This is a genomic window from Novosphingobium sp. (assembly GCF_965214355.1).
Classification (GTDB): domain Bacteria; phylum Pseudomonadota; class Alphaproteobacteria; order Sphingomonadales; family Sphingomonadaceae; genus Novosphingobium.
Window position 1 is genome coordinate 472,519 of sequence record NZ_CBDCBI010000002.1, and the last position, 12,090, is coordinate 484,608.

Consider the following 12,090-nt stretch of genomic DNA (forward strand, 5'->3'; position numbering starts at 1 on the left):
TAGGTCGTTTTTTCAAGCCCCTCGCCTGAAGGGCTACTGGATTCACACACGCCAAAAGAGTAGCGCCTCCGGCGGCCAAGGGCGATGGCCCATAGGCGCCAACATAACAATACCGTCGCCCCGGGCTTGACCCGGGGTCCCGCTTCTTCGGCGCGGAAACGTCCGAATTTAAAGTACCGCTAACCGATCTGCGTGCCGCCTTTGAACAGGGCGGTGACGCGGCCTTCGACCGGGCGGCGGTCAAACGGGGTGTTGCCGGCGCTGGCGGCCATCTTGCCCGAATTGACGACCCAGGGCCGTGCAGGATCAATGATCGCGATATCGGCCTGTGCGCCGATTGCCAGCAGCCCGGCATCGACTTTCAGCAGGCGCGCCGGGTTTGCGGCCAGCAGGTCGAACGCACGCGCCAGATCGATCCGCCCGTCGCGCACCAGCGTCAGCGTCAAGGGCAACAGCGTTTCGGCGCCGGCCATGCCCGGCTCGGCATCGACAAACGGCAGGCGTTTGTCTTCGGGGCCGCGCGGATCGTGGCCCGAGGTGATGACGTCGATCGTGCCATCGGCAATCGCATCGATCACCGCGCGGCGGTCGGCATCCTGGCGCAGCGGCGGCGACATGCGGCTGAAAGTTCTGAAATCGGCGAGTTCCAGATCCGACAGCATGAAATGCGCCGGGCTGACGCCTGCGGTTACGCGAATGCCGCGTGTTTTGGCGGCGCGCACCAGATCGAGCGCGGCGGCGGTCGTCACCTGGCGGAAATGGACATGCGCGCCGGTCAATTCGGCCAGTGCGATGTCGCGCGCCACGGCCAGCGCCTCGGCTTGTGCGGGCGCGCTGGGCAGGCCCAGACGTGTCGCCATTTCGCCGGCGGTTGCCACGGCATTGCCAGTCATCCCGGCATCTTCGGCATGCGTGACCACGACCAGATCGAGCATCGCGCAATACGACAGCAGCCGCGCCATCACGCCCGAATCGCCGATCCAGCGCCGGCCGGTCGCAACCGCGCGTGCACCGGCTTCACGCATCAGTGCGAGTTCGGCCAGTTCGCTGCCCTCCAGCCCGCGCGTGGCGGCTGCGAGCGGGTGAATCCACATGTCGGGTTTGCCCGACAGCGCGGCAAAGCGCACGCGCGCCGGATGGTCGAGCGGCGGGCCCTGGTCGGGCATCAAAGCGGCGCGGGTGATGCCGCCAAAATGGAATGCAGGCTTGTCGATCGCGAACACGCCCAGATCGACGAGGCCCGGCGTGATCAGCGCACCGCCGGCCTTGATCACGATGTCATCGGGTCCGGATGCTATATCGCCCAGCGCTGCGATGCGGCCGTCGACAAGGCGGATCGCGCCTGGCTGGGGCTCGCCGCGAGGCAAAACCAGCCGTCCGCCGGTGATGGTAATCGGGCGCGGGATCATGCGCCGACTCCTGCCAGCATCGGCCAGCCGGGCAATCCGCGCGCGCGCCGTGTCAGCACGTCGAGACAGGCCATGCGGATCGCGACTCCGCTTTCGACCTGGCGGGTGATCAGGCTGCGCACCGGATCGTCGGCGACCTGGCTGTCGATTTCCACGCCGCGGTTCATCGGGCCGGGGTGCATGACCAGCGCATCGGGCAGCGCGCGCGCAAAGCGGTCGAGCGTCAGGCCATAGAGGTGGCGGTATTCGCGCGGAGAGGGGATGAACTGGCCCTGCATCCGCTCCATCTGCAACCGCAGCATCATGATGACATTGGCGCCTTTCAGCGCGGCATCGAAATCGTGAAAGACGGTCACGCCCATCGCCTCGATCTCGGCGGGCAGCAGCGCCGGCGGGGCGCAGACGCGGACATCGGCGCCGAGCGCGCCCAGCGCCAGAATGTTCGACCGCGCGACCCGGCTGTGCAGGATATCGCCGCAGATCGTCACGACCAGGCCATTCAGATCGCTGCCCGGCGGCAGTTTGAGCGCGTGGCGGATGGTCAGTGCATCGAGCAGGGCTTGCGTGGGATGTTCGTGCTGCCCGTCGCCGGCGTTCAAGACCGGGCAATCGACCTTGCTGGCGATCAGCCGTACCGCGCCCGAGCTCGCATGGCGAATGACGATCGCATCGGCGCGCATCGCGTTGAGCGTGATCGCGGTGTCGATCAGCGTTTCGCCCTTTTTCACGCTCGATGTCGCGGCGTGCATGTTGACGACATCTGCGCCCAGGCGCTTGCCCGCGATTTCGAACGACAGCAGCGTGCGCGTGGAATTTTCGAAGAACGCGTTGATGATCGTCAGGCCCTGCAACAGCGCGGCGCGTTTGTGTGGCTGACGGTTCAGTTCGACCCATTGTTCGGCTTCGTCGAGCAGATACAGGATCTCGTGCCGTTCCAGCCGGCCGATCCCGGTCAGGTCGCGATGGGGAAACGCATGGCCGCCTTCGGGGTACTGGCGCTTCGGGGTGGTGCTGGGGTTCGATGGTTGCATCAAAGACCGGGCAATAAGCACACAGGTGCCATTACGCCAGCGCGCATTTCTTTCGGCTGGCGCATTTGCAAAACGCCTCATAGACACAGGGCCATGAAATTCGCCCGCGCAGTCTGGAAAATCCTCGTCGCCATCAAGGACGGGCTCGTGCTCATCCTGTTGCTGTTCTTCTTCGGCCTGCTGTCGCTGGCCCTGTCGATGAAGCCGCAGGCGGGGCGGGTGCAGGACGGCGCGTTGGCGCTGACGATCGACGGCCCGGTGGTAGAGGAACGCTCGCGCATCGAACCGACCGCGCTGCTGCTTGGCGGCGCGGTGCGGCATCAGTTTGTCGAGCGCGACCTGGTGCGCGCGATCGAGGGCGCGGCGAACGACGGGCGGATCCACGCACTGACGCTCGATCTCGAAGCGTTCGGCGGCGGCAGCCAGGTTTCGCTGGCGCGGATCGGCGCGGCAATCGACAAAGTGCGCCATGCCGGCAAACCGGTGCTGGTGCGCGCGATGCTGTATGGCGACGGCACCTATCTGCTGGCCGCGCATGCCAGCGAAGTGTGGGTCGATCCGCTGGGCGGCGTGATGCTGCGCGGGCCGGGCGGGACGATCCTGTTCTATCACGATCTGCTCGACCGGCTGAAAATCAAGGCGCACGTGTTCAAGGTCGGCACGTACAAAAGTGCGGTCGAGCCGTATGTGCGCAACAATCTGTCGCCCGAAGCGAAGACCGCCGAAACGGAAGTCTATACCGCGATCTGGCATGACTGGCTCGACAATGTGAAGCGCGCGCGGCCCAAGGCCGATCTGGCGCTGGTTACGGGCGATCCGGTCAAATGGCTGCACGCGTCGGGCGACGATGCGGCCAAGGCGGCGCAAAGCGCGGGCCTGGTCGACAAAATCGGCGACAAGCCGATGTTTGAAAAGCGCGTGGCGGAACTGGTCGGCGCCGACAAGACCGATGGCTACAAGATGACGCGCCTGGGCGCGTATCTGGCCGATATCGGCAATCCGACGCCGGGCAAGGCGATCGCGGTGGTGACGGTTGCGGGCGATATCGTCGATGGCAAGGCGGGGCCGGGCGCGGCGGGCGGCGACCGGATTGCCGCGCTGATCGACAAGGCGAGCGACAGCGGCAATTATTCCGCGCTGGTCGTACGAGTCAATTCGCCGGGCGGGTCGGTAACGGGCGCCGAGCGGATCCGCGCCGCGATCGCGCGGTTCAAGGCGAAGGGTCTACCGATCGCGGTATCGATGGGCAGTCTGGCCGCAAGCGGCGGATATTGGGTGTCGACGCCCGGCGATCGCATCTTTGCGCAGCCCGATACGATCACGGGGTCGATCGGCATTTTTGCGATCATCCCCAGTTTCGAAGATGCGCTGGCTAAAATCGGCGTGGGGACGGACAGCATCCGCACGACGCCGCTGTCGGGCCAGCCCGATCCGGTCGGCGGGCTCACGCCCGAAATGTCTGCAGTGCTGCAGAGCGAGATCGACATGGGCTATCGCCGGTTTGTCGGACTGGTCGCCACATCGCGGCACCAGACGCCGGAAGCGATCGACAAGATCGCGCAAGGGCGCGTGTGGGATGGCGCAACCGCGCTGCAAAACGGGCTGGTCGACGAAATGGGCGGGCTGGATCAGGCGGTGGCCTGGGCGGCGAAGCGTGCGGGGGCCAATGCCTGGCATCCGGTGTTTCTGGCCGATGCGCCCAGCGGGTTCAGCGGATTTGTGCAAGACGTGCTGTCGGGTGACAATTCCGACAGCGGCGATACCAGCGACAGCAGCGCCATGGCTGGCGATCTGGCGGGGCGCGTCGCCTCGGCGCAATTTGCGCTGGCGGGACAATTCTCCGCCGACCTTGATCGCCTGCTCGGCGGGCAGGGCGCGCAGGCCTATTGCCTGGAATGCGCGGGCCTGATGAACCCGGCCGATGCGCCGCAAAGCAACAGCGCGGGCATTGTCGGCGCGGGCAGGGCCATCGGCCGTGCACCGTGGTTGCTATGGCTGCTGCGCGCCGGTCATTGATTTAGCGCAGCGCGGTCTAATACCGGCAATACCCCTCGTCGCGCGACACCATCAAGCAGTCGGTCTTGCCACGCAGCGCGCTGCGATTGACCGCGTCGCCCCTGCTCGGGCGCGCGGTTTCCACAATGCTGTTGCGCACGAAGCGCAGGCCCGACCGGGTAAGCGTGCCGGTGAACGTGCCATGCATGTTCGCATCGAGGCCCCACTGGTTGTCGATGACAAAATTCTGCCCGCGCCGCGTGATGGTCATGGTCGTGCCTTCGCCGCCTCGCCAGCGGCCCACGAATGCCGATGCCGTATAGATGGTTGCTCCCGCTGACGGTTGCCGGGCCCGGTCGGCCAGCACATTGCTGCGCAACTTTGTCGTATCGACCCAGCATTGCGCCACGTTCACCCCTGCGATCGTTCCGCCCCCGCGGCCTTTGGCCAGGCAGTCGCGGTCGCGCGACCGCAGCCACGCGCGTTGTTCGGCAAGCAGCGCGGTGCGTGCGGCCGTGGGCAGCGTTGCGCGCAGGCCATTGTAGCGCGTCGTCATTTGGGCATCCGCGACCCGCAGATCATGCGCGGCGCAATGCTGCAGATCGAATGTCGAGATGCATTGCGCCGGCGGTGGGTCCTGAAACGCGGGATTTTTCATGAATGCCCCGGCGCTTTGGGCGTTGGCGGGCACGGCCGCGGCCAGCGTGGCACAGGCCGCGACGATGACGATTTGCTTCATGCCGGTCTCCTTGAACTCCGCGCGCTTGGTGGCGTTTCCAATCTGAGCCGAACATGAACTGGAGTTCATGAATGCCGTCACGATCGCCCGCAAATGGCCCGTCCGCGCGTCAGCGGTGCGCACTTGCCCTTTTGCAGCCGCTACGATAGGGGCGTCGCTCGCCTTTCACCGGATGCGGGCGTGGCGGAACTGGTAGACGCGCTGGATTTAGGTTCCAGTATCGCAAGATGTGGGGGTTCAAATCCCTTCGCCCGCACCAGCACCTTCAGCCCGGCGCCGATTTTCGAACAAGACATGACGTCGATAGTATAGAGTTGGATGTAGCTGATGCAGATCGTCGAAACCAGCAACGAAGGCCTGAAACGCGCCTATTCCGTGACCATTGCGGCCGCAGATATCGCCGCGCGCATCGACGGCGAGGTCAAGAAGATCGCGCCGACGCTGAAGATGCCCGGTTTTCGTCCCGGCAAGGTGCCCGCCAATCTGGTGCGCAAGATGCATGGCCCCGCGCTGCACCAGGAAGCGTTGCAGACCTCGATTCGCGAAGCGATCGACCAGCTGGTTTCGGACAAGGGCCTGCGCCCCGCGACCCAGCCTGCGGTCGAACTGGCCGATGGCTATGATCAGGGCAAGGATGCCGAACTGGCGGTCTCGCTCGAAGTGCTGCCGGTGATCGAAACGCCATCGACCGATGGCCTGAAGCTGGAAAAGCTGACTGTGCCGATCAGCGATGCCGAAGTCGATGAAGCGGTCCTGCGTATCGCGCAAGGGCAGAAGACTTTCATCGACGCGCCCGAAGGCGCCGTGGCCGCCGATGGCGACCAGATCGTGATCGATTTCGTCGGAAAGCTCGACGGCGTGGCCTTTGAAGGCGGCACCGCCGAGGATTCGCCGCTGGAACTGGGCGCGGGTCGCTTCATCCCCGGGTTCGAGGAAAACCTGGTCGGCGTGAAAGCCGGCGAGGAAAAGACGATCACCGTCACGTTCCCCGAAGATTACCCCGCCGAGCACCTGAAGGGCCAGGCCGCGACGTTCGACATCACGGTCAAGGCCGTGAAAGTCGCGGGTGAATTTGTTGCCGATGACGATTTTGCCAAGTCGCTGGGTCTGGAAAGCATCGAACAGCTGCGCGGGCTGCTGCGCGGCCAGCTCGAACAGGAAACCGCCGGGCTGACGCGGACGCAGATGAAGCGCCAGTTGCTCGACCTGCTCGCCGCGGGGCACGATTTCGAAGTGCCGCCGTCGATGGTCGAGGCCGAGTTCGAGCAGATCTGGCAGCAGCTGACCCAGGAAGCGAGCCAGGAAGAAAACCCCGAGGACGCGCTGAAGGAAATCGAGGCCGAGAAGGACGATTACCGCCGCATCGCCGTGCGCCGCGTACGCCTGGGCCTGTTGCTGTCGGAAATCGGCCAGGCCAATGGCGTGACGATCTCGAACCAGGAAATGGAAATGCTCGTCCGCCAGGCGGCGCAGCAGTACCGCGAACAGGATCGTCAGCGTTTCGTCGAATACGTCCGTTCCGAACCGATGGCCGCCGCCCAGCTGCGCGCGCCGCTGTATGAAGACAAAGTCGTCGATTTCCTGTTCGACAAGGCCGAAGTGACCGAACGCGAAGTGACGCGCGACGAGCTGCAGGCTGCGATCGAAGCCGACGAAGACGGCAATGTCGCGAAGCCGGAAGCCAAGGAAGCGGCGCCCAAGAAAAAGGCCGCGCCGAAGAAAAAGGCGGCTGCCGAGGACGCAGCGCCGACCGAGGACGCTGCGCCGGCAGACGAAGCGCCCGCCGCGCCGAAGAAGAAGGCCGCTGCCAAGGCGCCGGTCGAAGCGGAGCCCGCACCGGACGCTGCTCCTGCCGAGGACGCTGCTGCACCTAAGAAGAAGGCTGCGCCGAAGAAGAAAGCCGCTCCTGCGGAAGATGCTTCGGGCGAATAACGCCACCTGGCCCGGGCCATGAACAAGGGGCGCGATCCGCGAGGGTCGCGCCCCTTTTGCGTAGAGCCGCCGGAGGCCTTGTTGCTGATTGCTTTGCAAATAACATCTATTGCCATGACGGACCCCGGCCCACAGTCGTGCGTTCCAAGTCCAGCTAATCCAAGGACATGGACATGACTCAGACGGTCGCAGATGTAATGGTCGAAGTGCTGTCGCAGGCAGGTGCGAAGCGGTGTTATGGCGTGCCGGGTGATACGCTCAATTATTTCACCGATGCGGTGCGGCGGTCGGATCTGCGCTGGGTGCATGTGCGGCATGAAGAGGCGGGCGGCATGGCGGCGGGCGCCGATGCGTTGCTGACCGGCGAATTGGCGCTGTGTGCCGGGTCATGCGGGCCGGGCAGTCTGCATTTCATCAACGGGCTGTGGGAGAGCAATCGGAACCGGGCGCCGGTGGTGTTGATTGCCAGCCAGATCGTCAGTGCGGAGATCGGCTTCGATTTTCCGCAGGAGGTCGATTTCAAGGCGATCTATGCTTCCGGAACGGTGTTTTGCGAAGAGGTACGCACCCCCGCGCAGGCCCGGCGCATGACCGCGATGGCGGCGCAGGCGGCGTTGTCGAAGCGCGGCGTTGCCGTGCTGATCGTGCCGGTCGATGTGTCATCGGCCAAGGCGCCGACCGAACCCAATTTTTCGGTGCATCGTGCCGCGCCGGTGGTTCGCCCCAACGAAGCCGAACTGGCGGGGATCGCCAGCGCACTGGATGCGGGCAGGAAGATCGCGATCTATGGTGGATCGGGGTGCGAGAATGCACATGGCCAGGTCATGGCGCTGGCGGGCAAATTGTGCGCGCCGGTTGCGCGGACGTCGCGGGCGAAAGATTTTCTCGAGCATGACAATCCGTTCGATGTGGGGATGACCGGGGTGTTCGGAACGGCGGGCGGGTATCACGCTCTCACCGAGTGCGACACGCTGCTGCTGCTCGGCTGCGATTTCGCCTGGCGGCAGTTCTATCCCGAACATGCGACGATCATCCAGGTGGATATCAACGGCGCGCATCTGGGGCGGCGGCATCCGGTCGATATCGGGGTGGTCGGAGATATTGCACCGACGCTCGATGCGCTGCTGCCGCTGGTTGCGCAGCGCAGCGACCGGGCGTTTCTGGACGACGCACTGGCGCGCGCGGCCCGGGCGGAGGACAACCTGGAAAAGCGGGCAGTGGCCGGCAGCGGGCCGATCCATCCGCAGTACCTGACCGAAACGATTGCCCGCCATGCGCAGCCTGACGCGGTGTATACGGCCGATGGCGGATCGCCGATGGTATGGTGTCTGCGCCATGTGCCCTCGACAGGCCGCAACCGCACCGTGGTCAGCCTCAGCCACGGGACGATGGCCAACGCGATGCCGCAGGCGCTGGGCGCGCAGGCCGCGTTCCCGGAGCGGCAGGTCATTTCGCTGTCGGGGGATGGCGGAATCGCCATGCTGATGGGCGATTTGCTGACGACGGTGCAGGAAAACCTGCCGATCAAGGTCGTGGTGTTCAACAATGGCTCGCTTGGCTTTGTCGAGATCGAGCAGAAAGTCGACGGGCTGCTCGATACCTATACCGATCTGAAAAACCCGGATTTCGGCAAAGTGGCGGAAGCGATCGGCATGTGGGGCCGCAAGGTCGAGGATCCGGCGCAATTGGACGAGGCGGTGCGCGCCTGGCTGGCGGCGCCAGGGCCGGCGCTGCTCGATGTGGTGGTCGATCGCAACGAGCTGGTGATGCCGGCGAAAATCGAACTGGCGCAAGTTTTCGGCACCGCGCTTTATTCAGCCAAAGGCATTCTGGCGGGCGGTGAGCGGGCGAAGGGTGTGGTCGAACTGATCGAGGACGCGATCACCCCGTAAAATGCGGGGTGACAGCGTTCCTACGTATTGCCACGGCGAATCGCTGCATGAGACAGTACACCCATCGCGGAAACCCAGGGGGGTCGTCGATGCACACTGTTCGCAATCGCCAAGCCGACAAATCCCGCGCCGAGGCTGCGCGATCCCGGCGCAATACCGGTAAACACGATGACGGCCATGGGCCCGTCAAGGTCGCGGCGGCGCGGTTCCCGGCCGATTGGGTCGTGCCGCCGCATCGCGGGGCCGTGATCACGTCGGGGTTCCTGCTGCAGGGCGAAGCGGTGCCAGCCGCGATCGGGCGCAAGGCGTTGCGCAATGCAGAGCGCCGGGCGGCTGCGCAAGCGCGCGCCGCAATGGCGGCGCCGACGGCTGAGCAGCTGATTATCGTGGCGGCGATACCCGAACCGTCTGCGCCGCTGGCCGAGGCTGTAAGGCCGGACCCCGTTACGATCGCCGAACCCATTCCCGCCGGGCGTGCGCTCGTGCCGCATCGGCGCGGCTTTGTCGATGTGATTGCGTTTGCCTTGCGCGACAGCGGGCGGCGGTTGGCGCGGTGGTCATCGGCGCGGCGGCGGGCCGATGACATGAAGGAGAAGCTGGTTCGTGCCGAAGCGCGGATGCGCGCGATGGAGGCGCAATTGGCCGCATTGCAGGAATTGCAGGATCGGGTGCGCAAGGCGGGCTGATCTGTCGCGCGTCAACGCAGCGCGCGTTCCCGCCACGGCGCGAAGGTCGGCTTGGCCAGCGGCACGGTCCGTGCTGCTTCATACGCTGCGCCGGCGGCCAGCACGCGCGCGTCGTCCCACGCAGTGCCAATGAACGACAGGCCGACCGGCATGCCTTCGATCGCGCCCATCGGCACGGTCAGATGGGGATAGCCGGCGATCGCAGGCAGGCTGCCGGCGCCGGCTTCGACGCCGTGGTCGCCCGAGACCAGGTCGATCGGCCAGGCGGGGCCGGCAGTCGGCGCGATCAGCAGCGCGACATGGTTGGCGGCCAGCAGGTGGTCGATGCCATCCTTGCCGGCCAGGCGCAGCGAATTGGCGCGGGCGGCCTTGTAGGCGGCCGCGTCGGTCGCGGCTTGCGCCTGTTCGAACGTGTCCTGGCCAAACCAGCGCAGTTCGGTGTCGGCATGCGCGGTGTCGAATGCGATGACATCGGCCAGGCTGCGCACGGCGACTTTGCCGGGCAGGCCGGCGAGGTAGGCGCCCAGGTCGACGCGCAATTCGTACAGCAGCACGGTCAGTTCGTCGCGGCCCATGGCCGGGTCGCGGTCGTAATCGATCTCGACCAGATCGGCGCCGGCGGCTTTCAGGTCGGCCAGCGCTTTTGCGAACAGCGCCTGGACTTTGGCATCCGATCCTGCGGACTTGCGCAGCACGCCGATGCGCAGCCCTTTCAGGTTCGCAGTCTTGAGCGCGGCGACGTAGTCGGTCCGCCGCGCATCGGCCATCGCGGTCGCGGGATCGGCGGGGTCGCTGCCGGCCATCGCGGTCAGCAGCAGCGCGGCATCGTGGACGTTTTGCGCAATCGGCCCGGCGGTGTCCTGGCTATGGCTGATCGGCACGACATGGGTGCGGCTGACCAGGCCGACAGTGGGCTTGAATCCGACGACACCGTTCATCGAGGCGGGGCAGGTGATCGACCCGTCGGTTTCGGTGCCGATCGCCGCCCACGCGAGGCCGGCGGCGACGCCTGCGCCGCTGCCCGATGAAGATCCGCACGGGGATCGGTCTGTGGCATGGGGGTTGCGCGTCTGGCCGCCTGTCGCGCTCCAGCCGCTCGATGATGCGCTCGAGCGGATGTTGGCCCATTCGGACAAGTTGGATTTGCCCAGCACCACGGCGCCGGCCGCGCGCAGGCGCGCGACCAGCGGCGCGTCGCGGCCGGTCACATTGTCGGCCAGCGCGAGGCTGCCTGCGGTGGTGGCGATCGGTTCGCGCGTTTCGATATTGTCCTTGATCAGGATCGGCTTGCCCGCCAGCGGCCCGGTGCCAGCGCCGGTCGCAATGCGTGCCGCCTGCGCCGCGTCGGGGTTGATCGCGATCACCGCATTGAGGTGCGGCCCTGCATGATTGAGCGCGGCGATCCGCGACAGATAGAATTCGACCGAGTCATCGGCGTGTGCAGGTGACGCGGCAAACGCGGCGGCGGCCAGCAGCAAGCCGCGGGTGGTGGTGTGGTACATCGCGGATCATCCCCCAAAACGCTATCGCAAGCAGAGTGTGCGGGTTTTAGGCTGCCCTGCAAGGGGGCGTTTGGCGCACAGGCCCATTATTGTGCGCAGCTTTCGCAACTGCGCGGGGCAATTGTGCGCATGTCGGGGTTAACGCCCTTGAACATCGCGCCGTGGCACGCGACATAGGGGCGCAAATCATCGAATGAGGAAATCCATGCTCGACGTGTTCGGCTCATCTGGCGCCCAAGGCAAATTTACCCACGACCCCGTCACCGGGGCCCTGATCCCGGTGGTCGTCGAGCAATCGAGCCGGGGCGAACGCAGCTTCGACATCTATTCGCGCCTGCTGCGCGAACGGATCATCTTTCTGACCGGCGAAGTCGAGGACCACATGGCGTCGGTCGTGATCGCCCAGTTGCTGTTTCTCGAATCGGAAAATCCTTCCAAGGACATTTCGATCTATATCAACTCGCCCGGCGGCGCGGTGACCGCGGGCATGGCGATCCACGACACGATGAAATACATCCGTCCGCGCGTGTCGACGGTGTGCATCGGCCAGGCGTGCTCGATGGGCAGTTTTCTGCTTGCGGCCGGTGAGCCGGGCCTGCGCGTGGCGTTGCCCAATGCGCGGATCATGGTGCATCAGCCTTCGGGCGGGGCGCGCGGCATGGCGTCGGACATCGAGATCCAGGCGCGCGAAATCCTGCGCATCCGCAAGCGCATGAACGACCTTTATGTGAAGTACACCGGCCGTTCGCTGGAAGAGATCGAGCGTGCGCTTGATCGTGATACGTTCCTTGAGGCCGACGAGGCTTTGGCGTTCGGTCTGGTCGACAAGGTTTTCGAATCACGTCCCGCTTCGGAGCAGACCGGGCAGGCCGATGGCTCGGGCGCCGCGCCCCCAGCGTAAGAC

At 65.6% G+C, this 12,090-nt stretch carries 9 protein-coding genes and 1 tRNA gene; 6 read left to right on the forward strand and 4 right to left on the reverse strand.

Going from position 1 to position 12,090, the window contains the following annotated elements:
* Positions 1-179: 179 nt before the first annotated feature.
* Both ACOOE2_RS02890 and ACOOE2_RS02895 read right to left on the reverse strand, forming a co-directional pair.
* Positions 180-1,409, reverse strand: a complete 1,230-nt coding sequence (locus ACOOE2_RS02890; protein ID WP_420381524.1) for a dihydroorotase — start codon at positions 1,407-1,409, stop codon at positions 180-182.
* Complete coding sequence (locus tag ACOOE2_RS02895; RefSeq protein WP_420381525.1) at positions 1,406-2,440, reverse strand: aspartate carbamoyltransferase catalytic subunit; 1,035 nt, start codon at positions 2,438-2,440, stop codon at positions 1,406-1,408. The genes ACOOE2_RS02890 and ACOOE2_RS02895 overlap by 4 nt, the downstream gene beginning before the upstream one ends.
* A 93-nt stretch (positions 2,441-2,533) precedes the next feature.
* On the opposite strand from ACOOE2_RS02895, the gene sppA reads away from it, so the two are divergent.
* Positions 2,534-4,456, forward strand: a complete 1,923-nt coding sequence (gene sppA / locus ACOOE2_RS02900) for a signal peptide peptidase SppA (RefSeq protein WP_420381526.1) — start codon at positions 2,534-2,536, stop codon at positions 4,454-4,456.
* A 16-nt stretch (positions 4,457-4,472) separates the two neighbouring features.
* On the opposite strand, the gene ACOOE2_RS02905 is transcribed toward sppA, so the two are convergent.
* The gene (locus tag ACOOE2_RS02905) at positions 4,473-5,174 is read right to left on the reverse strand and encodes a lysozyme inhibitor LprI family protein (RefSeq protein WP_420381527.1); all 702 of its coding nucleotides are present in this window, start codon (positions 5,172-5,174) and stop codon (positions 4,473-4,475) included.
* 174 nt (positions 5,175-5,348) lie between these two features.
* On the opposite strand from ACOOE2_RS02905, the gene ACOOE2_RS02910 reads away from it, so the two are divergent.
* The 4 genes from ACOOE2_RS02910 (at position 5,349) to ACOOE2_RS02925 (ending at position 9,684) form a co-directional block, all read left to right on the forward strand.
* Positions 5,349-5,433: transfer RNA gene (locus tag ACOOE2_RS02910), tRNA-Leu, on the forward strand.
* A gap of 68 nt (positions 5,434-5,501) precedes the next feature.
* Positions 5,502-7,106 carry a trigger factor gene (gene tig, locus ACOOE2_RS02915; protein ID WP_420381528.1) on the forward strand — a complete coding sequence of 535 codons (1,605 nt, stop codon included), beginning with the start codon at positions 5,502-5,504 and terminating at the stop codon, positions 7,104-7,106.
* A gap of 173 nt (positions 7,107-7,279) precedes the next feature.
* Complete coding sequence (locus ACOOE2_RS02920; protein WP_420381529.1) at positions 7,280-8,998, forward strand: thiamine pyrophosphate-dependent enzyme; 1,719 nt, start codon at positions 7,280-7,282, stop codon at positions 8,996-8,998.
* Positions 8,999-9,087: 89 nt separating this feature from the next.
* A complete protein-coding gene (locus ACOOE2_RS02925; RefSeq protein WP_420381530.1) occupies positions 9,088-9,684 on the forward strand; it encodes a hypothetical protein in 597 nt (198 codons plus the stop codon).
* 11 nt (positions 9,685-9,695) lie between these two features.
* On the opposite strand, the gene ACOOE2_RS02930 is transcribed toward ACOOE2_RS02925, so the two are convergent.
* On the reverse strand, positions 9,696-11,186 hold the full coding sequence (locus ACOOE2_RS02930; protein WP_420381531.1) for an amidase: 1,491 nt from the start codon (positions 11,184-11,186) through the stop codon (positions 9,696-9,698).
* Positions 11,187-11,391: 205 nt separating this feature from the next.
* Between ACOOE2_RS02930 and clpP the strand changes: the two genes are divergently transcribed.
* Positions 11,392-12,087, forward strand: coding sequence for an ATP-dependent Clp endopeptidase proteolytic subunit ClpP (clpP, locus tag ACOOE2_RS02935; protein WP_420381532.1), 696 nt, complete (start codon positions 11,392-11,394; stop codon positions 12,085-12,087).
* The last annotated feature ends 3 nt before the right edge of the window (positions 12,088-12,090 follow it).

Excerpts from the sequence above, each read along its gene's own strand:
- sppA (WP_420381526.1), top strand. The coding sequence starts at position 2,534 with ATGAAATTCGCCCGCGCAGTCTGGAAAATCCTCGTCGCCATCAAGGAC.
- ACOOE2_RS02895 (WP_420381525.1), bottom strand. The coding sequence starts at position 2,440 with ATGCAACCATCGAACCCCAGCACCACCCCGAAGCGCCAGTACCCCGAA.
- ACOOE2_RS02925 (WP_420381530.1), top strand. The coding sequence starts at position 9,088 with ATGCACACTGTTCGCAATCGCCAAGCCGACAAATCCCGCGCCGAGGCT.
- ACOOE2_RS02920 (WP_420381529.1), top strand. The coding sequence starts at position 7,280 with ATGACTCAGACGGTCGCAGATGTAATGGTCGAAGTGCTGTCGCAGGCA.
- ACOOE2_RS02890 (WP_420381524.1), bottom strand. The coding sequence starts at position 1,409 with ATGATCCCGCGCCCGATTACCATCACCGGCGGACGGCTGGTTTTGCCT.
- tig (WP_420381528.1), top strand. The coding sequence starts at position 5,502 with ATGCAGATCGTCGAAACCAGCAACGAAGGCCTGAAACGCGCCTATTCC.
- clpP (WP_420381532.1), top strand. The coding sequence starts at position 11,392 with ATGCTCGACGTGTTCGGCTCATCTGGCGCCCAAGGCAAATTTACCCAC.
- ACOOE2_RS02905 (WP_420381527.1), bottom strand. The coding sequence starts at position 5,174 with ATGAAGCAAATCGTCATCGTCGCGGCCTGTGCCACGCTGGCCGCGGCC.
- ACOOE2_RS02930 (WP_420381531.1), bottom strand. The coding sequence starts at position 11,186 with ATGTACCACACCACCACCCGCGGCTTGCTGCTGGCCGCCGCCGCGTTT.